Source organism: Streptomyces sp. NPDC017448 (assembly GCF_044330565.1).
In the GTDB taxonomy this organism is placed as follows: Bacteria; Actinomycetota; Actinomycetes; order Streptomycetales; family Streptomycetaceae; genus Streptomyces.
In genome coordinates this window covers 596,870-618,125 of record NZ_JBIRLM010000002.1, presented here as the reverse complement: position 1 = coordinate 618,125, position 21,256 = coordinate 596,870, and the positions used below count along the sequence as shown (strand labels likewise).

The 21,256-nt window shown below is 73.0% G+C and carries 19 protein-coding genes; 8 read left to right on the top strand and 11 right to left on the bottom strand.

The window, feature by feature from the left end; translation table 11 throughout:
* Positions 1–48 precede the first annotated feature (48 nt).
* A complete protein-coding gene (locus tag ACH4K1_RS07310) occupies positions 49–4,725 on the bottom strand; it encodes a DEAD/DEAH box helicase (protein ID WP_398087412.1) in 4,677 nt (1,558 codons plus the stop codon).
* A 101-nt stretch (positions 4,726–4,826) separates the two neighbouring features.
* Here ACH4K1_RS07310 and ACH4K1_RS07305 point away from each other — a divergent pair, with 101 nt between their 5' ends.
* The 3 genes from ACH4K1_RS07305 (at position 4,827) to ACH4K1_RS07295 (ending at position 6,974) form a co-directional block, all read left to right on the top strand.
* Positions 4,827–5,675 carry an AraC family transcriptional regulator gene (locus ACH4K1_RS07305; RefSeq protein ID WP_398087410.1) on the top strand — a complete coding sequence of 283 codons (849 nt, stop codon included), beginning with the start codon at positions 4,827–4,829 and terminating at the stop codon, positions 5,673–5,675.
* 133 nt (positions 5,676–5,808) lie between these two features.
* Complete coding sequence (locus tag ACH4K1_RS07300) at positions 5,809–6,672, top strand: AzlC family ABC transporter permease (protein WP_398087409.1); 864 nt, start codon at positions 5,809–5,811, stop codon at positions 6,670–6,672.
* Positions 6,669–6,974 carry an AzlD domain-containing protein gene (locus tag ACH4K1_RS07295; protein WP_398087407.1) on the top strand — a complete coding sequence of 102 codons (306 nt, stop codon included), beginning with the start codon at positions 6,669–6,671 and terminating at the stop codon, positions 6,972–6,974. Before ACH4K1_RS07300 ends, ACH4K1_RS07295 begins: the two co-directional genes overlap by 4 nt.
* A 61-nt stretch (positions 6,975–7,035) precedes the next feature.
* Here the strand turns inward: ACH4K1_RS07295 and ACH4K1_RS07290 are convergent, their stop codons facing one another.
* On the bottom strand, positions 7,036–7,950 hold the full coding sequence (locus tag ACH4K1_RS07290; protein ID WP_228988644.1) for a hypothetical protein: 915 nt from the start codon (positions 7,948–7,950) through the stop codon (positions 7,036–7,038).
* 79 nt (positions 7,951–8,029) lie between these two features.
* Here ACH4K1_RS07290 and ACH4K1_RS07285 point away from each other — a divergent pair, with 79 nt between their 5' ends.
* The 4 genes from ACH4K1_RS07285 to recX all read left to right on the top strand — a co-directional run bounded on the left by ACH4K1_RS07285 (position 8,030) and on the right by recX (position 11,865).
* Positions 8,030–8,224 (top strand): DUF3046 domain-containing protein, encoded by a 195-nt coding sequence (locus tag ACH4K1_RS07285; RefSeq protein ID WP_398087405.1) that lies wholly within the window; start codon positions 8,030–8,032, stop codon positions 8,222–8,224.
* Positions 8,225–8,507: 283 nt separating this feature from the next.
* Positions 8,508–9,674 carry an AI-2E family transporter gene (locus tag ACH4K1_RS07280; protein ID WP_398087474.1) on the top strand — a complete coding sequence of 389 codons (1,167 nt, stop codon included), beginning with the start codon at positions 8,508–8,510 and terminating at the stop codon, positions 9,672–9,674.
* A gap of 301 nt (positions 9,675–9,975) precedes the next feature.
* Positions 9,976–11,097, top strand: a complete 1,122-nt coding sequence (gene recA / locus ACH4K1_RS07275; protein ID WP_228988646.1) for a recombinase RecA — start codon at positions 9,976–9,978, stop codon at positions 11,095–11,097.
* Positions 11,098–11,100: 3 nt separating this feature from the next.
* Positions 11,101–11,865, top strand: coding sequence for a recombination regulator RecX (gene recX, locus ACH4K1_RS07270; protein ID WP_398087404.1), 765 nt, complete (start codon positions 11,101–11,103; stop codon positions 11,863–11,865).
* 189 nt (positions 11,866–12,054) lie between these two features.
* Here the strand turns inward: recX and ACH4K1_RS07265 are convergent, their stop codons facing one another.
* The 9 genes from ACH4K1_RS07265 to ACH4K1_RS07225 form a co-directional block, all read right to left on the bottom strand.
* A complete protein-coding gene (locus tag ACH4K1_RS07265; protein ID WP_398087402.1) occupies positions 12,055–12,651 on the bottom strand; it encodes a hypothetical protein in 597 nt (198 codons plus the stop codon).
* Positions 12,652–13,044: 393 nt separating this feature from the next.
* Positions 13,045–13,467 carry a rhodanese-like domain-containing protein gene (locus tag ACH4K1_RS07260; RefSeq protein WP_398087400.1) on the bottom strand — a complete coding sequence of 141 codons (423 nt, stop codon included), beginning with the start codon at positions 13,465–13,467 and terminating at the stop codon, positions 13,045–13,047.
* A gap of 230 nt (positions 13,468–13,697) precedes the next feature.
* Positions 13,698–14,327 (bottom strand): cysteine dioxygenase, encoded by a 630-nt coding sequence (locus ACH4K1_RS07255; protein WP_398087398.1) that lies wholly within the window; start codon positions 14,325–14,327, stop codon positions 13,698–13,700.
* A gap of 72 nt (positions 14,328–14,399) precedes the next feature.
* Positions 14,400–14,486, bottom strand: coding sequence for a putative leader peptide (locus ACH4K1_RS07250; protein WP_311605579.1), 87 nt, complete (start codon positions 14,484–14,486; stop codon positions 14,400–14,402).
* Between the two features lie 189 nt (positions 14,487–14,675).
* Positions 14,676–16,457, bottom strand: a complete 1,782-nt coding sequence (locus ACH4K1_RS07245; protein WP_398087396.1) for an FAD-dependent monooxygenase — start codon at positions 16,455–16,457, stop codon at positions 14,676–14,678.
* Positions 16,458–16,623: 166 nt separating this feature from the next.
* Positions 16,624–17,556 carry an amino acid ABC transporter permease gene (locus tag ACH4K1_RS07240; RefSeq protein ID WP_398087394.1) on the bottom strand — a complete coding sequence of 311 codons (933 nt, stop codon included), beginning with the start codon at positions 17,554–17,556 and terminating at the stop codon, positions 16,624–16,626.
* The gene (locus ACH4K1_RS07235) at positions 17,553–18,200 is read right to left on the bottom strand and encodes an amino acid ABC transporter permease (RefSeq protein ID WP_398087392.1); all 648 of its coding nucleotides are present in this window, start codon (positions 18,198–18,200) and stop codon (positions 17,553–17,555) included. The genes ACH4K1_RS07240 and ACH4K1_RS07235 overlap by 4 nt, the downstream gene beginning before the upstream one ends.
* Before the next feature lie 194 nt (positions 18,201–18,394).
* Positions 18,395–19,318 (bottom strand): glutamate ABC transporter substrate-binding protein, encoded by a 924-nt coding sequence (locus ACH4K1_RS07230; protein WP_398087390.1) that lies wholly within the window; start codon positions 19,316–19,318, stop codon positions 18,395–18,397.
* Between the two features lie 33 nt (positions 19,319–19,351).
* On the bottom strand, positions 19,352–20,137 hold the full coding sequence (locus ACH4K1_RS07225; protein WP_398087388.1) for an amino acid ABC transporter ATP-binding protein: 786 nt from the start codon (positions 20,135–20,137) through the stop codon (positions 19,352–19,354).
* Between the two features lie 426 nt (positions 20,138–20,563).
* On the opposite strand from ACH4K1_RS07225, the gene ACH4K1_RS07220 reads away from it, so the two are divergent.
* Positions 20,564–21,256: a response regulator transcription factor gene (locus ACH4K1_RS07220; protein ID WP_228988655.1), complete on the top strand. Its 693-nt coding sequence runs from the start codon at positions 20,564–20,566 to the stop codon at positions 21,254–21,256.

The window sequence follows — 21,256 nt, the reverse complement described above, 5'->3', positions numbered from 1 at the left end:
AGCGGGAGGCGCGCCGGTCCGCTCCTCAGGCGGGGGCGTCTGTCCGGATCAGGCGCGCAGCCGCAGGCCTTTCGGGGTGGCGAGGAAGCCGGCGGCCTCCAGGGTGCGGCCCAGCGGTGAGGTGAGGGAGGAGACGCCGTTCGTCCGCTCCACGGTCACCGTGCCCAGGGCCCCGGCTCGGGCGGAGGCGGCCAGCGCTTCGGCCGCGGCTCGCAGAGCCGGGGAGCCGGGGTCGGACGGCCAGGCCAGAAGGGTCTTGCCGCCGCGCTCCATGTAGAGCGTCAGCTCACCGTCGACGAGGACCACGAGCGCTCCCGCCTTGCGGCCCGGCTTGTGCCCGGCGCCGTCCGGGGGCTCGGGCCACGGCAACGCCGCTCCGTACGCGTTGGCCGGGTCGGCGGCGGCGAGCACCACGGCCTCGGGCGCCGTCTCCGGATCGCGGCGGTCCCGTGCCGTGGAGACCGCACGCAGCCGGTCCACCGCCCCGTCCATCGCGAACTGGGCGGCCCCCAGCCCCTCGACCACATAACCGCGCCGCGCCTGCCCGTTGTCCTCGAAGGCGGCCAGCACGCGGTACGTCGCGGAGAAGCCGCCCTCCACCCCCTCGGCCTGCACCGCGCCGCGGGTCACCACGCCGTGCCGGTCGAGAAGGGTGCGGGCCAGGGCGTGGGCGCGGTGGGTCCGCTCCGGTTCGGCCGGGGGGAGCAGGGACCAGCGGCCCGACACGGTCGGCGGGCCCGTGCGGGACGCGGTGCGGGCGGCGGCGGTGAGCGAGCCGTAGCGCCCGCGCGGAACGCTGCGCCGGGAGCGGTGGGCGGTGGCCCCGGCCGTCCGCCCCGAGCCCAGGAGCGAACGCAAAGGGGCCAGGGTGTCGTTGGTGAGCCGCCCGGACCAGGCCAGGTCCCACACGGCGTCGGCCAGCTGCTGGTCCGTGCAGTCCGGGTGGGTGGTGGCCCGGACCTGGTCGGCGATCTGACGGAAGAAGAGGCCGTACCCCCCGGAGAGGGCGGTGAGCACCGACTCGTGGAGCGCCGACAGCTCCAGCGGGTGCGGGGGCGGCAGCAGCAGCGGCGCGCTGTCGGCGAGGTGGAGGGAGACCCAGCCGTCCTTGCCGGGCAGCGCCCCCGCCCCGGCCCAGAGAACCTCGCCGGTGGTCGTCAGCTCGTCGAGCATCGCCGGGGTGTAGCCCATGACCCGGCTCGGCAGAACCAGCTTCTCCAGCGCCGAGGCGGGAACGGGCGCGCCCTGGAGCTGCTCGACGGCGCGGGCCAGCCCGTCGATGCCGCGCAGCCGGTGGGAGCCGAAGTGCTGCCACTGGGGGAGGAAGGAGGCGAGAGCGGCGGGCGGCACCGGCTCCAGCTCCTGGCGGAGGGCCGCCAGCGAACGGCGGCGGAGCCGGCGCAGCACCGTCGCGTCGCACCACTCCTGGCCGATGCCCGCCGGGTGGAACTCGCCCTGGACGGTCCGGCCGGACGCCGAGAGCCGTTGCAGCGCCCCGTCGGTGACGGCGGTGCCGAGCCCGAAGCGCTCGGCGGCCCGGGCGGCGGTGAACGGCCCGTGCGTCCGCGCGTACCGGGCGAGGAGGTCTCCGAGCGGGTCCTTCACCGGCTCGGTGAACGCCTCCGGTACGCCGACCGGAAGTGCGGTGCCCAGGGCGTCCCGCAGCCGGCCCGCGTCCTCGATCGCCGCCCAGTGGTCGGCGCCGGCGATCCGGACCTGGATCGCCCGGCGGGCCGTGGCCAGCTCCGGGGCCCAGGACGGCTCGGCGCCCCGCTCGGCCAACTCGGCGTCGGTGAGCGGGCCGAGCATCCGCAGCAGGTCGGCCACCCCCTCGACGTCCTTGATCCGCCGGTCCTCGGTGAGCCACTGCAGCTCCCGCTCCAGCTCGGTGAGGACCTCGGGGTCCAGGAGTTCGCGCAGCTCCGCCCGGCCCAGCAGCTCGGCCAGGAGATGGGAGTCCAGTGAGAGGGCGGCGGCGCGCCGTTCGGCGAGCGGCGAGTCGCCTTCGTACAGGAACTGGGCGACGTAACCGAAGAGGAGCGAGCGGGCGAACGGTGAGGGCTCCTGGGTGGTCACCTCGACCAGCCGGACCCGGCGCGCCTCCAGATCACCCATCAGCTCCGTGAGCCCGGGGACGTCGAACACGTCCTGGAGGCATTCGCGGACGGCCTCCAGAACGATCGGGAACGAGCCGAACTCCGAGGCGACCTGGAGCAGCTGGGAGGCCCGCTGGCGCTGCTGCCACAACGGGGTGCGCTTACCTGGGGAGCGCCGGGGCAGCAGCAGGGCGCGTGCGGCGCACTCGCGGAACCGGGAGGCGAACAGGGCCGAACCGCCCACCTGGTCCGTGACGATCTGCTCGACCTCGCCCCGGTCGAAGACGACGTCGGCGGCGGCCACCGGGGGCTGGTCGCTGTCGTACGCGGCTCCCGGAGCGGGCGGATCGTCGGTTCCGGCGGCCGGGGCGTCGAAGTCGAGCAGGTCCAGGCCCATCATGTCCGCGTCGGGCAGCCGCAGCACGATGCCGTCGTCGGCGTGCATGACCTGGGCGTCCATCCCGTACCGCTCCCCGAGGCGGGCGGAGAGGGCCAGTGCCCAGGGGGCGTGCACCTGGGCGCCGAAGGGGGAGTGCACGACGACCCGCCAGTCGCCCAGCTCGTCCCGGAACCGCTCGACGAGGATCGTGCGGTCGTCCGGCACATGGCCGCAGGCCCGGCGCTGCTCGGCGAGGTAGGCCAGGACGTTGTCCGCGGCCCAGGCGTCGAGCCCGGCGGCGAGCAGCCGCAGCCGGGCGTCCTCGTCCGACAGGCCGCCGATCTCCCGGAGGAAGGCGCCGAGCGCACGGCCGAGCTCCAGCGGGCGGCCCAGCTGGTCGCCCTTCCAGAACGGCAGTCGGCCCGGAACGCCGGGGGCCGGTGAGACGAGGACCCGGTCCCGGGTGATGTCCTCGATCCGCCAGGACGTGGTGCCCAGGGTGAAGACGTCCCCGACGCGGGACTCGTAGACCATCTCCTCGTCCAGCTCGCCGACCCGGCCGCCGCCCTTCTTCGGGTCGGCCCCGGCCAGGAAGACCCCGAAGAGGCCCCGGTCGGGGATGGTGCCGCCCGAGGTGACGGCGAGCCGCTGCGCACCGGGGCGGCCCGTGACCGTGCCCCCCACCCGGTCCCACACGACGCGGGGGCGCAGCTCCGCGAAGGCGTCGGAGGGGTAGCGTCCGGCGAGCATGTCGAGCACACCGGTGAACGCCGACTCGGGGAGCGAGGCGAACGGGGCCGCCCGGCGGACCAGGGCCAGCAGGTCGTCGGCCTGCCGGCTGTCCAGCGCCACCATGGCGACCAGCTGCTGGGCGAGGACGTCCAGCGGATTGGACGGGACGCGCAGCGCCTCGATAGCCCCTTCGCGCATCCGCTCGGTGACGACGGCGGCCTGCACCAGGTCGCCGCGGTACTTCGGGAAGACCACTCCGGTGGAGACCGCGCCCACCTGGTGTCCGGCCCGGCCCACCCGTTGGAGGCCGGAGGCGACGGAGGGCGGGGACTCGACCTGGACCACCAGGTCGACCGCGCCCATGTCGATGCCCAGCTCCAGGCTGGAGGTGGCGACCACGGCGGGCAGCCTCCCCGCCTTGAGGTCCTCCTCGACCTGGGCCCGCTGCTCCTTGGAGACCGAGCCGTGGTGGGCGCGGGCCAGCAGGGCGGGGGCGCCCCGGCCCGCACCGGACTGGGCCATGACCTCGGCGGGGGCGTGGGCTTCCGGGAGGGCGGGGGCCGGGGCGTCGGGGTCGAACGCGGCGCCGGTCGCCCGCTCGTACGCGATCTCGTTCAGCCGGTTGCACAGCCGCTCGGCCAGCCGCCGGGAGTTGGCGAAGACGATGGTGGAGCGGTGCGCCTGGACGAGGTCGGCGATGCGCTCCTCCACATGCGGCCAGATCGACGGCTTGTCCGCCTGCCCGGAGTCGCCGTCCGCGGCGGGGGAGCCGCCCAGCTCGCCCAGGTCCTCGACCGGGACGACGACCGAGAGGTCGAACTCCTTGGTGGACCGGGGCTGGACGATCTCCACCTTGCGCTGCGGCGACAGGAAGCGGGCCACCTCGTCGACCGGCCGGACCGTCGCGGACAGCCCGATGCGGCGGGCGGGGCGGGCCAGCAGTTCGTCGAGCCGCTCCAGCGAGAGGGCGAGATGGGCGCCGCGCTTCGTTCCGGCGACCGCGTGCACCTCGTCGAGGATCACCGTCTCGACGCCGGCCAGAGCGTCCCGGGCGGAGGACGTCAGCATCAGGAACAGCGATTCGGGGGTGGTGATCAGGATGTCCGGCGGCCTGGTCACCAGGGACCGCCGCTCGGCGGCCGGGGTGTCCCCGGACCGGATGCCGACCCGCAACTCGGGTTCCGGCAGGCCCAGCCGCACCGACTCCTGGCGGATGCCGGTCAGCGGGGAGCGGAGGTTGCGCTCGACGTCGACCGCGAGGGCCTTGAGCGGGGACACGTACAGCACGCGGCAGCGCTTCTTGGCGTCGGCGGGCGGCGGCTCGGCGGCCAGCCGGTCCAACGAGGCGAGGAACGCGGCCAGCGTCTTGCCGGAACCGGTCGGCGCCACGACCAGCACGTCGCTCCCCTCGCCGATGGCCCGCCAGGCGCCCTCCTGCGCCGCGGTGGGGGCGCTGAAGGCTCCGGCGAACCAACTGCGGGTCGCGGGCGAGAACGCGTCGAGCGCGGAACCGGTCATGCTCCCCATCGTGCACCCCGCCACTGACAACGGGCCGCCGACACCGCCTGCGGGGCCCCCTCGACCGGAGGCGCACGGCCGGGACCTGCGAGAATGCCCCTATGGCGGGAGCGGGCGGAACGGGGGAGTGGGCACGGCACTGGCAGCACGCCGCACTGCCCGACCTCGATCTGCTGCGCGCCCGGTACGTCCGCCACGCCTTTCCCCGGCACAGCCACGAGGGCTACGTCATCGGAGCGGTCACCGGTGGAGTGGAGGACGTGGGTCTGCCGGGCGGCACGATCCAGGCGGTCCCCGGAACCGTCATCCTGATCAACCCGGAGGTGCCGCACACCGCCCGCTCCGGGGCGCCCGACGGCTGGGCCTACTCCACGCTCTACCCGTCGTACCGGGTGGTCAACGACATCGCGGCCGAGGTGACGTCCCTGCGCGGCACGGTCGGCTTCGCCGAGAGCCGGGTGGCCGATCCGCAGGCGTCCCGGCTGATCACCGAGGTGCACCGGGCGGCGGAGGAGGGCAACGCACTGGCGGCCGACAGCCTGCTGCGCGTCGTGGTCGCCCGGCTCCTCGGCCACTCCGGCGGCCTTCTGCCCCGGCCCGCCGCGCACGCCGGGGGCGTGCGGAACGCCGTGCGCGCCCGCGCCGTGCTGGAGGAGCGCATGGCGGCCCCTCCCACGTTGGAAGCGCTCGCCGCCGAACTGGGCACCGGCCCGTTCGCGCTGCTGCGGGCCTTCAAGAAGGAGTTCGGGATGCCGCCCCACACATGGCTCACCGACGCCCGGGTGCGCAGGGCGCGCCGCCTGCTCGACGCGGGAGCCACCCCCGCCGAGACCGCGACCGCAGTCGGCTTCACCGACCAGCCGCACCTCAACCGCCATTTCACCCGGATCGTGGGGGTGCCGCCGGGTGCGTACCAACGCGAACGCGGAGTGCCCAGGCCCGGCCGGTGAGCGGCGGGCCGGGGCCGCCGGGCGTACGGGAGGCGTGGCCGGGGGCGGGGGCGCGCTCGCGCGGATGAGCGCGGGCCGGGAGGCGCAAGAACGTACAAGACCTGTCCCGGACGGTCCCCGTAGCGTTCCGGGCGTGGCAGAACAGACAGCACTCCCCGAGGGCGCCGGCATACCCGGCGTCCCACCCGCCGGGCCGCCCGGCGGACCCGGCCCGGCGGCGGAGGACCGGCCGGACAAGCCGGACGCGGCCGTCGTCCGGGACGCGCTCGGCGTCGGCGTCGCCGTCGGGCTCTCCGGCTTCGCCTTCGGCGTCACCTCCGCGGGCTCCGGCCTGAGCCTGCTCCAGACCTGCGTCCTGAGCCTGCTCGTCTTCACCGGCGCCTCCCAGTTCGCCCTGGTCGGCGCGCTGGCCGCGGGCGGCAACCCGTACACCGCGGCGGCCGGGGCGTTCTTCCTGGGCGTCCGGAACGCGTTCTACGGTCTGCGCCTCTCCCAACTGCTCTCCCTGCCCCGTGCGGTACGGCCCTTCGCCGCCCACTGGGTCATCGACGAAACGACCGCGGTCACCCTGCCGCAGCCCACCCGGCGGGCCGCGCGCATCGGCTTCACGGTCACCGGCCTCACCCTGTACGTGCTGTGGAACCTCACCACCCTGGTGGGCGCGCTGGGGGCGGAGGCGCTGGGCGACACCGACGCCTGGGGGCTGGACGCGGCGAGTCCGGCGGTGTTCCTCGCGCTGCTCGCGCCGATGCTCCGAAGCACCGTCGAACGCGTCACGGCCGCGCTGGCCGTCCTGCTTGCCCTGACGCTGCTGCCCGTGCTCCCGGCGGGCGTGCCCGTCCTGCTGTCGGCGCTCGCGGCGCCCGCCGTGCTCTTCCTGACGGGACGGACGAAGCGGGGACCGGCCGACGGGGACGCCGGCGGCCCCGAAGGCGACGGGGACAGCGGGAACAACGAGGACGCGGCGGAGCGACAGAAGGGCGAGCGGTGCACATGAACGTCTGGACAGCCATCGGACTGACCGTGGTGGGCTGCTACCTCGCCAAGCTCCTGGGACTGCTCGTGCCCGCCGGAGTGCTGGAGCGACCGCTCGTCCAGCGGATGGCCGCGCTGCTGCCCGTGGCGCTGCTGGCGGCGCTCACGGCTCAGCAGACCTTCGGAGAGGGCCCCCAGCTCGTGCTCGACGCCCGCGCCGCCGGTCTCGGCGCGGCGGCACTGGCCCTGGTCCTGCGCGCGCCCTTCCTGGTGGTCGTCGGCGCGGGCGTGCTGGTCACCGCGGCTGTGCGCGCCCTGGCCTGAGGGCCCGCGAACAGACGGGGCAGGGCTCACGGGGGAGGGGCGGAGCGGCGGAGGGGCGCGGTCAGTCGAGCGGGCGGCCGTACGCGCGGAGCGTCCCCAGGGCCCTGAGCGTCACCAGGGGGCGTCCTTCCAGCGCGGTTCCCGGAGCCCACTGCCGCCAGGTCACGGGCCATCCGCCGTCGTCCTGCTGCTCGGCGGCCAGGTGGTCGAGCGAACGGTCCAGCTCCTCGTCGGTGAACCAGCGGCGGGCCAGCGACCGGGGCGTACGGGCGTAGTCGTACGGGAAGTGGTGCTCGCCCGGGGCGTAGCCGGGCGCCACCGGGTAGTCCTCGCGCCGGGAGGGGTCGAGCACCGCGAGCCGCCGCCCACGCACCAGGCGGCCGAGCCGGTCGGCCGCCGCCTCGGCGCGGGCCCGGTCCGGCGCGCCGTCCAGGAAGGCGACCGCGGCCTCGACCTCGTAGGGATGGGACTGCTCCAGGGCCTCGACGGCGCTCCAGCAGAAGTCCGTGGCCCGGAACAGCCAGGCGTTCCACACCTGGTTGGCGTGGAGCAGCCCGACGATCGGGCCGGTCGCGAGCAGCTCCGCCGGCGGGGCGTCCACGATCGGGATGAAGGGGGCGGCGGGGTAGCCGCGCTGCGTGGGGAGCAGCGCGGGCAGCGCCCCTTCTCTGGTCGACACATCGGTCAGATAGCGGCAGATCCGCTCGACGCGCTGCCCCTCGCAGCGGCCGATCGAGTCGAGAACGCTCAGCGCGTGGGCGGTGTGCAACGGCTGGCTGACCGGGCCCCGGAGATCGGGTTCCAGCGCGTGGCCGTAGCCTCCGTCCTCGTTGCGATAGGCGGCGAGGGCCGTCTCGACGGTGTCGGGATCTCCGCCCAGGAAGTCGTGGGCGAACCTCCGCTGTTCGAGCACGCGGGCCGTGAGCCAGATGAACTGCTCGGCGCGGGCGAGGGTGTTTGCTCCGGTTCCAGCCATGGACCGACCGTAGAGCGGAACGAGGCCCGGCACATGCCGCGTGGGCATGCTGCACTCTCAGGGGCGGGATACTGATGGCATGCGGTTGACGATTTTCTGGGAGCGGATGGCCGACCACTTCGGCGCGGCGTACGCGGACTCCTTCGCCCGCGACCACGTGATGGCCGAACTCGGCGGTCGTACGGTCCACCAAGCCCTGGACGCCGGTTGGGAGACCAAGGACGTCTGGCGGGCGGTCTGCACGGCCATGGACATCCCGGCGGACAAGCGCTGACGAGGAGCCCGGCGACGGCGGACGAGCGCTGACGGATGGACCTGTTTCCGGCGGACAGGCGTCGCACCGGAGAGAACCCGCGTTCCCGTGGGGCGGGTGCCGGAACCGGCGAGGACCCGGCCCGGCGGAGGCGGAGCGGCCGGCTCAGGGCGGGGGGCCGGTCGTCCGTGGCGTAGGCGAGACTTGTCGGGTGCCATCGACAGACGAGACCGCCCCGGCCCAGTCGTCCACCGTCCCGCCCGTCCCCCCGGCCGCGCCGCCGTCCGGCGCCGGCGGGGCCCGCATGCCCGGCTGGCTTCCGCGGGCGATGGTGCTGGCCCTCGCGCTCTACGCGTGCTTCCTGCTCGGCAGCTGGGTGTTCGGCCGGCTCATCGGGTTGCTGACCAACGTGCTGATCGCCTTCTTCCTGGCGCTCGCCATCGAGCCCGCGGTCGGCCGGATGGCGGGGCACGGCATGCGGCGCGGACTCGCCACCTTCCTCGTCTTCCTCGGCCTGACGGTCTTCGGCGTCGGGTTCGTCGTGCTCCTGGGGTCGATGCTCGCGGGCCAGATCGTCACCATGGTCGACGAGTTCCCCAAGTACATCGACTCGGTGATCCACTGGGTCAACCAGACGTTCCACACCAGGCTGTCCCGGGTCGAGGTCCAGGACAGCCTGCTGCACTCGGACTGGCTGCAGAAGTACGTCCAGAACAGCGCCACCGGTGTGCTCGACGTCTCCACCACCGTCCTCGGCGGGCTTTTCCGGTTGCTGACGATCTTCCTGTTCTCCTTCTACTTCGCGGCCGACGGCCCCCGGCTGCGGCGCGCCCTGTGCTCCGTCCTGCCGCCGGCCCGGCAGACGGAGGTGCTGCGCGCCTGGGAGATCGCGGTCGACAAGACCGGGGGGTACATCTACTCGCGGGGTCTGATGGCGCTGATCTCCGGGATCGCGCACTACATCCTGCTGATGATCCTGGAAGTGCCGTACGCCCCGGCGCTCGCGGTCTGGGTCGGACTCGTCTCCCAGTTCATCCCCACCATCGGCACGTATCTCGCGGGCGCCCTGCCCATGCTGATCGCCTTCACGGTCGACCCCTGGTACGCCCTGTGGGTGCTCGGCTTCGTCGTGATCTACCAGCAGTTCGAGAACTACGTGCTCCAGCCCAAGCTGACCGCGAAGACCGTCGACATCCACCCGGCGGTCGCCTTCGGATCGGTGATCGCCGGGACGGCCCTGCTCGGCGCGGTCGGCGCCCTGGTCGCCATCCCCGCCGTCGCCACGCTCCAGGCGTTCCTCAGCGCCTATGTGAAGCGGTACGACGTCACGGACGATCCCCGCGTGCACGGGGGAAGCAGCCGCAGGCCCGGAAGGCCGCTGTCGTCACGGATCCGCCGTCTGGCGGGCGGCGGCCCCGTCGTCGGCCCCGAGGGCCCGGAAGGCGCGTCGGGCGGCCCGTCCCGGCGGTAGCCGGACGCATCGCGGCAGCGGATCGGGCGGGCGGCGCGGGTCGTGCCGGTCCGTCGGCCCGGGGCCCGGCGCCCCGGCCCCGCGGGGGCAGGAGAAGCCGCGGTGACCGGCCCCGCAGGGCGCGCGTGGTGCGCTTGACACGAAAATCGAACATCCATTCTGATGGAAGTCCGGGCCGGGTTTTCCCGGGCTCGGCCGTGGAGTTGTCCACAGGTCGGGCGGACGTCGAGGCCCATTGTCAGTGGCAGGGGTTAGCGTCTGTGACGTGAAGCGATCGACTCAAGCAAATCGGGTGGAACCCATGGCAGGAACCGACCGCGAGAAGGCGTTGGACGCCGCACTCGCACAGATTGAACGACAGTTCGGCAAGGGCGCGGTGATGCGTCTGGGCGAGCGTCCGAACGAGCCCGTCGAGGTCATCCCCACGGGATCGACCGCCCTCGACGTCGCCCTCGGCGTCGGCGGTCTGCCGCGCGGCCGCGTGGTGGAGGTGTACGGGCCGGAGTCCTCCGGCAAGACGACGCTGACGCTGCACGCGGTGGCGAACGCGCAGAAGCTCGGCGGCTCGGTGGCGTTCATCGACGCCGAGCACGCGCTGGACCCGGAGTACGCGAAGAAGCTCGGCGTCGACATCGACAACCTCATCCTGTCCCAGCCGGACAACGGTGAGCAGGCGCTGGAGATCGTCGACATGCTGGTGCGCTCCGGCGCGCTGGACCTGATCGTCATCGACTCCGTGGCGGCCCTGGTGCCCCGTGCGGAGATCGAGGGCGAGATGGGCGACTCGCACGTGGGTCTCCAGGCCCGCCTGATGAGCCAGGCGCTCCGGAAGATCACCAGTGCGCTCAACCAGTCCAAGACCACCGCGATCTTCATCAACCAGCTCCGCGAGAAGATCGGTGTGATGTTCGGCTCCCCGGAGACCACCACCGGTGGCCGGGCGCTCAAGTTCTACGCCTCGGTGCGCCTCGACATCCGCAGGATCGAGACGCTCAAGGACGGCACCGACGCGGTCGGCAACCGCACCCGCGTCAAGGTCGTCAAGAACAAGGTCGCCCCGCCGTTCAAGCAGGCCGAGTTCGACATCCTCTACGGCCAGGGCATCAGCCGCGAGGGCGGTCTGATCGACATGGGCGTGGAGCACGGCTTCGTCCGCAAGGCCGGCGCCTGGTACACGTACGAGGGCGATCAGCTCGGCCAGGGCAAGGAGAACGCCCGCAACTTCCTCAAGGACAACCCCGACCTCGCCAACGAGATCGAGAAGAAGATCCTGGAGAAGCTGGGTGTGGGCGTCCGTCCGGACGCCGTCCCGAGCGAGCCCGCGGCGGACGGTGCGGCACCGGCGGCCGAGGGCGCGGCGAAGCCGGCGACGGCGGCAGCCGCCAAGGCCAAACCGGCCAAGACCGCGGCGGCCAAGAGCTAGGCCGTGACACGTCGTACGGAGTGGCCGGACGGCCCCGAGCCCGGCGGTCCCGCGTCCGGAGACGGGACCGCCGACGGGTTCGCCGCCGAGCGGGGGGCGGCAGCGGATGACGTCGGGGCGCGATCCGGGCGTCGCTCACGCGGCGGACCGGCCGCCGGGGGCGGGTTCGGCGAAGGGGCGGGCCGCCGTGCCCGCTCCGGCACCAGAGGCAGCGGTTCCCCTTCCTCGTCGAGGGCCGGGAAAGGGGAGCCGCGCGGTTCGGGGGAGCCGCGCGATCCGGTCGAGCAGGCCCGCAGCATCTGCCTGCGGCTGCTCACCGGCACGCCGCGCACACGCCAGCAGCTCGCGGACGCCCTGCGCAAGCGGGAGATCCCCGACGAGGCGGCCGAGGAAGTGCTCGCCCGTTTCGAGGACGTCGGGCTGATCGACGACGCGGCGTTCGCCGGGGCATGGGTGGAGTCCCGGCACCACGGCCGGGGGCTCGCGCGCCGTGCTCTGGTCCGCGAGCTGCGGACGAAGGGCGTGGACTCGGCGGTGATCGACGAGGCGGTCGGACAGCTCGACGCGGATCAGGAGGAGGAGACGGCGCGCGAGCTCGTGGCCCGCAAGCTCCGCTCCACCCGGGGCCTGGACCGCGACAAGCGGCTGCGTCGACTGGCGGGGATGCTCGCCCGCAAGGGGTACGGGGAGGGCATGGCCCTGCGGGTGGTGCGCCAGGCGCTGGAGGAGGAGGGCGAGGAGACGGAGGGCTTGGACGAGCCCTTCTGAAGCGGAGCGGCCGGGAGCCGGGCGGTTCGGGCTGAGCCCGGGGCCGGGCCGGTCGGAGGGGCCCGCCTCATCAAGCGGAGCGCTCGGACTCGGCGGTCCGAAGCCGGGCGGTCCGGCGTCGGACGCCCGGGGGTCGTGGACCGCCCGCCGCGTTTCGGGGGTCGTGGCCCGTCGGCCGGTGCCGGGCGGTCACTCTCCGGCCAGGGCGGCACGGCGGATGGTGGCGTCGACGAGGGCCAGAGCGTCCGCGGCGGTGCGGCCGGGATGGCGGTTCCAGGGGCCGATCAGCCCCGGCCACCCCTGGGCGCGCAGCTCCGTGATCAGCCAGGCGCCGGCCCGGTCCACGGTGTCGAGGGAGCCGTAGCCGAGACGGTGCGCGGAGATCAGGGCGCCGCAGACGCAGCGTGCGCCCCGGGCGTTCCGCAGGCGGTACGGCGCGTTCTGCCAGCCCCATTCGGCCAGGATCTGCCGGGCGTAGCCGAGATGGGCCGAGGGCCGCAGATCGCTCTGTCCGACCCGTCGCCAGAGGTGGACGCGATCGGGCAGCATCGCGCCCAGACGGCCGGGCAGCGGGCGTTCGTGCGGAGACGCCGCGGGCAGAGCCCGGAGGGTGTCGTCGATCAGCTGCTCCACCGGGACGGACAGAAGGTCCCGCCAGTCGGAGGGGCGCGTCGGCTCGGCGGCCGTGCGCTCCCAACCGGTGACGATCTGCTGCCATCCCCGGGTGTCGTGCAGCCGGGAAGCCTGGTCGTCCACCTGGTCAGGGGTGAGAGCGGCGATCGCCATAGCGTGTCATCTCCGTACATTTCGGCCTCGGTGTGAGGCGAATGTCGGTCACGCACGGCGCTTGCTCCAGTGGAACGTGGCGTTCGGGTGGGCGACTGTCCGGCCCCCGACCCCCGGCGCCCGAACCGTGGAGCCTGGCCCCCGGAGCCCGACCCTTGGAGGCGAAGGCAGGGACGAGGGCCCGGCTTCGGACCCGGAACAGGCCCGGACCCGGACCCGGAACAGGCCCGGACCCGGGCCCGGAACAGGCCCGGACCCGGGCCTGGAAGGGGGCCCCGAGCCGGATCCGGAACAGGCCCGCCCCGGACCCGGAACAGGCCCGGACCCGGGTCCGGAAGAGGGCCCGGAGCCGGAACAGGGGCGTACGGTGTCGGGTTCCGGGGCGGGCGGGGCTCAGGCGTCGGGCGGAGGGACGACCGGGAGTCCTGCGGCGCGCCACGCCTGGAAGCCGCCGGTCAGATCGGTGGCCCGGCGCAGCCCCAACTGCCGCAGCGAGGCGACCGCGAGACTGGAGGCGTACCCCTCGTTGCAGACGACGATGATCGGCAGGTCGTGGCCGACCGCCTCGGGGGCACGGTGGCTGCCCCAGGGGTCGAGCCGCCATTCCAGCTCGTTGCGTTCGACGACGAGCGCGCCCGGGATCGCTCCGTCGCGGTCGCGGAGCGCCGCGTACCGGATGTCCACCAGCAGCGCACCGGCCTCCGCCGCCTCCGCTGCCTCGGACGGGCCGATCCGGCGGTACCCGGCCCTGACCCGCTCCAGCAGCTCGTCGATGCCCACCGGCCGGGGAGCACCGGGCGCCGGCCTACCCTGCACCGGCGCCTCCCGCTCGGGCCTACCCTGCACCGGCGCCTCCCGCTCGGGCCTACCCTGCACCGGCGCCTCCCGCTCGGGCCTACCCTGCACCGGCGCCCCCCGCGCGGGCACGCCCTGTACCGACGTCTCCCGCTCCGGCGCGCCCGGCTCCAGCACGTCCCGCTCCGGAGCGGACCCCACCGGGGTTCCTGGTTCCGGAGCCTCCGCTGCCGCCTCGTTCCGTTCCCCGCTCACTGCCAGTCCTGCGGGTGCTCGGTCTGTTCCAGCCGGAGCACCGCCCCGGTCCGGCTGAACCGGCGGATCCGCGGCAGGGGCGGGTAGTAGGCATGGACGGAGACGGCGTGGGCGTTCCCGGACTCGTTCAGGACCTCGTGGACGTGGTTCTGCCCGAAGGCCCTGCCCTGTCCGGTCGCCAACACCCTCGCCCGGTCCACGCCCTCCGTCAGCTCCAGCGTCCTCCAGCCGTCGGTGGGCAGCCGCACGGCCAGTGAGTGCTCCTTGAGGACACCGGCCGCGGTGGTGAACGCGCCGAACGACTCCGCGTGATCGTGCCAGCCCGTGCCGGTGCCCGGCGGCCAGCCGATCAGCCACGCCTCACTGCCGCCCGGCCCGTCGAGCCGGACCCAGGTGCGGTTCTCCGGATCGAGGGGCAGCGAGGCGATGAGCGTCTCGTCGCGCGCCGCCCCTCGGACGAAGTCCATCAGCTCCGCAAGCGTCGGTGCTACGGCGGAGGCGGGAGCGGTTTCCGGGGAGGGCCCGGCAGAGGACCGGGCGGCGGGGGGCGGGGGAACGGGTGCGGCCGGGGGCCCGGGAAGGGGAACGGGGGCAGCCGTGGGCACGGCGGAAGGAAGGGAAGACACGAGGACCGTCCTGGGGGTTCGCGCGGTGATCCGGCCGTGCGGCAGTGGCACAGGCCGGCAGAGAGAGGCGATTCAGCAGGACGGACGACACACGCAGCCCGCGTAACGGACGAGGTCCATATGGACCCTCCGCCACAGGCGCACATCGGTGTCGGTCATGATCTGGAGTACACCATGTGCGCCGGTGACGGTCAACGCGCCTTCGTGTTCGTGGCGGCGGGCGGTACGGAGAGCCGGACGGGCCCGGCGCACGGCCGGTCAGGGACGCGGCCGGTCAGGTACGCGGCCGGTCAGGGACGCCGGATCAGGGGACGGCCGGTCAGGAGCGCGGGGCCAGAGGGGGCGGCATCAGGGGCGTCCGGCGGGTCCGTCCGCGTGGACCCGCGTCCTGGGCCGCTGTACGCGCCGGACGCTGTGCTCGCTTCCGTTCTGCTCCCCCGGCCGGGAATCCGCATCCGACCCGGGCCCGGACTCGGGCCCGGGCTCGGTCTGCGACTCCGGCTGCGACTCGTCGCGGGGCGTATCGCCCAGCGCGGCCTGCGCCGCGGCCGACAGTTCCCTGGGTCGTACGCCGCCGAACGCCGCCACCAGGTGGCCGTCGGGCCGGACCAGCAGGACGGTATGGGCGGAGGCCCCCGGGTAGCTCTCGGTGACCAGCAGCTCCGTCGTCCCCGGAAGCGCCGCCACCGCGTCGGTGAGGCGGGGCATGATCCCCGCGGTCTGCCAGTGCCGCCGGTCCCAGACACCGGTCCCCGGCGCGACCAGGACCACCAGCAGACGGCCCTGCCCGAGCCGTTCCCGCAGCCGGGCCGTCGCCCCGTCCGGCGCGGTCACCGTCACATCGGTCACCGGCGCACCGGGGGGCGTGCCGACGGCGGTGTGCGCCTCCGAGTGCGGCGGTGCGAGGGGCGAGTGGGAGTACGAAGGGGGCGCGCCCAGCGCTCCGCGGCCCAGGTGGCCGTCGGCGACCAGGCCGTCGTGGCCGCGTGCCGCGCCCGGGATCAGGGTGCGCAGTCCGCCGCCGCCGCGCAGTACCGGCAGCGACTGGTCGGCGGCGCGGAGCCGGGCGGCCACCGCGGCCCGGCGCTCCGCCTGGTAGCTGTCGAGCAGCTGTTCGGCCGGACCGTGGTGCCAGGCGTGGGCGAGTTTCCAGGCCAGGTTCTCCGCGTCCCGGAGGCCCTCGTCGAGGCCCTGGGTGCCGAGCGCGCCCAGCAGGTGCGCGGCGTCTCCCGCGAGGAAGGCGCGCCGCTTGCGCCAGCGCCGGGCGAGCCGGTGGTGGAGCGTGTGGACGCCGGTGTCCAGCAGTTCGTACGCCGGGGTCTCGCCGCACCAGCCGGCCAGGGTGTCCCGGACCCGGGTGATCAGGGCTTCCGGGGTGACCAGCTCGGCGTTGGGCGGCAGCAGCCAGTCCAGCCGCCACACACCGCCCGGCAGCGGCCGGGCGGAGATCTCCGCGCCCCCGGTGCGCCAAGTCGGCTGCCGGTGCAGAACGGCCTGGCCGGGCCAGGGCAGTTCGGCCCGCAGCGCGGCGACGGCGTGCCGCTCCACGGCCGTACGCCCGGGGAAGCGGATGTCGAGCAGTTTGCGGACGGTGGACCGGGCGCCGTCGCAGCCGACCAGGTAACTCCCGCGCCACCAGGTGGAGCCCGGCTCCCTGGTGTGCACCGTGATGCCGTCGCGGTCCTGCTCCAGCGTGTCGATCCGGCTCATCGGCGCCGACCGGACCAGCGGCTCCTTGTCGACCGCCGCCCGCAGGGCCGCGGTCAGCTCGTGCTGCGGGAGGTGGAGCGGCGCGGGCAGCGGGAGGTGGAGCGGCGCGGGCAGCGGGAGGTGGAGCGGCGGGGCCTCCTCGTCGCGGGGGCCTCCGCTCAGCGGCACGTTCCGGACGAGCTGCTTCCGGCGCATCGAACGCCAGCCCGCCCAGCGCAGCCCGACCCGGTCCAGCTCCCGGCAGCCGAGACGGCCCATCAGGTCGGCGGTGTCCTCACGCAGCACGACCGTACGGGCGGGGCGGGGCTCCTCCGTGCCGGAGCCCTCGTCGAGGACGACCGAGGGGACGCCCTGGGCGGCCAGAGCGAGCGACAGCGTCAGGCCGACGGGCCCGGCGCCGACGACGATCACCGGGTCCACGGCGCGTACCCTCCGGCCCGTACGGTCATGCGGAACGTGGCATAGGAAGCCGGGTGCGTGATCACAGAACGTATGCAACCCACTGGTGGTGTTTGCGTCAAGTGACCGAGGCAGCGACGCGTGCGCCGCTGCCTCGAATGCTCCTGCCGGGAAGGCCCGGGGACGGTCAGTCCTTGCTCACACCGGCCCCGCCGTCGGCCGCGCTTGCGCCCCCTGCGCCCCCCGGGTTCGGGCCGGCCTCGGCCTCCACCGTGGGGATGTCGGCGGTCTGGGCGCCGGGCGCCACCTTGATGCCGGTCTTGGCACGGCGGCCGCGCTTCTCGATCCAGGTCGCCAGGGCCGAGAGCAGCAGACACATCGCGATGTAGATCGTGCCGATGACGGTGATCGTCGAGACGTACGGGTACTGGCCGTTCACCTGGGTGTTGGAGGCGATCAGACGCGCGGTCTGGAGCAGCTCCGGGTACAGGATGATGAAGCCGAGCGAGGTGTCCTTGAGGGTCACCACCAGCTGGCTGATGATCGTCGGCAGCATCGACCGGACGGCCTGCGGCATCAGGACGGTCGTCATGACCTGCGTCTTGCTCATGCCGAGCGCGTACGCCGCCTCGCTCTGCCCCTTGGGCACCGAGTTGATGCCGGCGCGCAGCACCTCGGCCTGGACGCAGCCGTTGTAGACGGACAGCCCCGCGGCCAGCGCCCACATCGAGTAGTCGGTGAGGAAACCGACCCAGATCGCGTAGATGGTGATCAGCAGCGGCAGCGAGCGGAACAGCTCGATGAACGTGGTCGCCACCCAGCGGACCGGCGAGTGGTCGGAGAGCCGGCCCACCGCCAGGAGCACGCCGAGGACCAGCGAACCGACCGCAGCCAGCCCGAACGCCTTGAGGGTCGCGAGCACCGCGTCGGCGATGTTCTGCCGGATGCCCGCGTAGTTGAAGATGTCCCACATCTCGGGGGCGAGGTGCCCCTTGTCCGCGAGGCGTACGACGCTGACCGCGATCAGCGCGACGATGGCGAGGCTGCCGACGACGGCGTAGACCCGGTTGCGGACGACGGCCTTCGGGCCCGGGGCGTCGTAAAGAACGCTGGCGCTCATCGGGCGACCTCCATGCGACGCTCCAGCAGCCGGAAGAGGCCGCTGATGGTAAAGGTGATGATCAGATAGCCGATGGCCACCCAGATGAAGACGGGCACGATGTCGTAGCCCTTGTCGCTCATCAGTTTCTGCCAGCCGAACAGTTCGGCGTTGCTGAAGGCGCCGGCGATCGCGGAGTTCTTCGTCAGCGCGATGAAGATGCTGCTCAGCGGCGGGATCACGGTCCGCGTCGCCTGGGGGAGCACCACGATCTTCAAGGTCTGGGCGAAGGTCATGCCGATCGAGCGCGCGGCCTCGGCCTGCCCCAGCGGCACGGTGCTGATGCCGGAGCGGACCGCCTCGCAGACGAACGACGAGGTGTAGAAGCCGAGGGCCAGGGAGCCGAGGACGAACGGGCTCATCCCCGGGAAGAGGATCTCCGGCACCACGAAGAAGAAGATCAGGAAGAGCAGCGTCAGCGGGGTGTTGCGCATCAGCGTGACCCACGCGGTGCCGAAGTACCGCAGCGGCGGCACCGGCGAGACGCGGAACCCGGCGAGGGCCACACCGAGGACCAGGGCGATGAGCGAGCTGACGGCGGTGATCGACACGGTTCCTATGAAGCCGTCGCGGAACGCTGGGAAGTTGTCGAGCAGTACGTTCATGAGGTCTCCGCGTCGGCGGTCATCGGCATCGGGGCAGGGGAAGCGGCGCCCCGTACGCCCGCCGCCCCCGGGGAGGCCGGGACGGCGGCGGCGTACGGGACGCCCGGGTCACTCGCGGGGCGTCGTGACGGGGGTCGGCGCTCACGGGCGCTCGACGGTCGAGGGCGCCCGGCGTCACCGGGCGCCCGGAGGCGTCAGTACCGCTCGATGGCCGGCGGCTCGACGTAGTCCGAACCGGACAGGCCCAGCGTGGCCTCGTAGATCTTCTTGTACGTGCCGTCCTTGACGCGCTCCTCCAGCGACTTGCTGATGGCCTCGCGCAGCACCTTGTCGTCCTTGTTCAGGCCGACGCCGTAGGGCTCCTCGGTGAACGGCTTGCCGACGACCTTGAGCTTGCCGGAGTTGGCGGCCGCGTAGCCCTTGAGGATCGAGTCGTCCGTGGTGACGGCGTCGACCTGCTTGGTCAGCAGCTGCTGCACGCAGTCGGAGTACTTGGCCAGCTCGACGACGCTCGCGCCGTACTCGGGCTTCTTGATCTCCTGGAGCGGCGTGGAGCCGACGATCGAGCAGACCTTCTTGCCCTTCACCGAGTCCTTGCCGGTGATGGACTTCTCGTCGATGCGCACCAGGAGGTCCGCGCCGGCCTTGTAGTACGGACCGGCGAAACCGACCTGCTTCTTGCGCTCGTCGTTGATCGTGTAGGTGCCGACGTAGTAGTCGACCTGGCCCTTGGAGATGGCCGTCTCGCGGACGCCCGAGTCGACGGTCTTCCACTCGATCTGCTTGTCCGAGAAACCGAGGTCGGCCGCGATCATCTTGGCGATCTCGATGTCGAAGCCGGAGCGCTCCTTGGTCGACTGGTCCTCGAAGCCGAGGTAGGGCTGGTCGGCCTTGGCGCCGAGGACGAGCTTGCCGCGCTCCTTGGCCTTCTTGAAGACCGGGGAGTCCAGGGCCACGTCCTTGGCCACGGTGTACGTGGGCAGCGCGGGGGCCTCGGAGGAACCCGGCTTCGTACCGCCCGGCTTGTCACCGGCGGAACCCTCCTTGCCCCCGCACGCGGTCGCGGTCAGGGCGAGGACGGCGATGGCCGCGACGGCGGCGGACTTACGGAGCTTCATGTGAACAATCCTTAAGTTCGTAGGTCGTTGTCGTCAGTGGTGAAGGATCTTCGACAGGAAGTCCTTGGCCCGGTCGCTGCGCGGGTTGCTGAAGAACTGCTCCGGCGTCGCCTCTTCGACGATCTTTCCGTCGGCCATGAAGACGACGCGGTTGGCGGCGGACCGGGCGAAGCCCATCTCGTGGGTGACGACGATCATCGTCATCCCGTCCCTGGCCAGCTGCTGCATGACCTCCAGGACCTCGTTGATCATCTCCGGGTCGAGCGCCGACGTGGGCTCGTCGAAGAGCATGACCTTCGGGTCCATCGCCAATGCCCGGGCGATCGCGACGCGTTGCTGCTGACCGCCGGAGAGCTGCGCCGGGTACTTGTCGGCCTGGACGCCGACGCCCACCCGGTCCAGCAGCGTCCGGGCCTTCTCCTCCGCGGCCTTCTTGTCGGCCTTGCGGACCTTGACCTGGCCCAGCATCACGTTCTCCAGCACCGTCTTGTGTGCGAAGAGATTGAACGACTGGAAGACCATGCCCACGTCGGCACGCAGCCTGGCCAGCTCCTTGCCCTCCTGGGGCAGGGGCTTGCCGTCGATCGAGATCGTTCCCGAGTCGACCGTCTCCAAGCGGTTGATCGTGCGGCACAGCGTGGACTTGCCGGACCCGGAGGGCCCGATGACGACCACGACCTCGCCACGGGCGATGGTCAGGTCGATGTCCTGGAGCACATGCAGCGCGCCGAAGTGCTTGTTGACGTTGCTCAGTACGACCAGATCGTTCGCCTCGGGCGCGGCATCCTCGGCGGCCTTGGTCACTGAAACTCCGCTCATCGGCTTCTTGCTCCGTCCTCCTCGGTTGAACAAGGACAGTAATGACGCAGTGCGATCAACGTCATTACATCTGAGCGGAAATTGAGCATAACGATCCGGCGGCAACCGGACACTCCGTGTGAAGGGGACGCCGCGCCCCGTGCCGGGGGCGTACCGGGTGCATAACGGAAACCCTGCTGTGACCGGCAGGGTCTTGACTGGTGTGCCGCTCATCGGCGTGGATGCCTTGAGCGGGGAAGACATGAAGCCGCGCCGAACGGAAAAAAGCCACCGCCGTACGCTCTCGTGAAATGCGGGTTGACGCCGGGCCTCGCCCGGTGACGCGGTGCGACGGTGGCCCGGTACGACGACGATCCCACCGCCGCGGGGACGCGAACCCACCCGGAGAGCCGTACGGGCCGGGAGACACGGAGAGGAAGGAGGGCCATGAGGCTGCTGCTCGTCGAGGACGACGACCACGTCGCGGCCGCCCTGTCCGCCGTGCTCGCCCGGCACGGGTTCCAGGTCGTGCACGCCCGCAACGGCGAGGAGGCCCTGCGCGCGCTGCTGCCCGCCGAGAAGGAGCCCTTCGGGGTGATCCTCCTCGACCTCGGCCTGCCCGACCAGGACGGCTACGAGGTGTGCGGGAAGATCCGCAAGCGCACCGCGACCCCCGTCATCATGGTCACCGCCCGCGCCGACGTGCGCTCGCGCATCCACGGTCTCAACCTCGGCGCCGACGACTACGTCACCAAGCCGTACGACACCGGCGAACTGCTCGCCCGTATCCACGCCGTCGCCCGGCGCACCACCGGCGGCGAGGACACCGCGCCGAACCCCGCCGCCGCCCTGCGCCTCGGCCCCGTCTCCATCGAGCTGCCGACCCGCCGCGTCAGCGTGGACGGCGAGGAGGTCCAGCTCACCCGCAAGGAGTTCGACCTCCTCGCCCTCCTCGCCCAGCGCCCCGGAGTCGTCTTCCGCCGCGAACAGATCATCAGCGAGGTCTGGCGCACCAGCTGGGAGGGGACCGGGCGCACCCTGGAGGTCCACGTCGCCTCCCTGCGCTCCAAGCTGCGGCTGCCCGCCCTGATCGAGACCGTGCGGGGCGTCGGCTACCGGCTCGTCGCCCCGGCCGCGTAA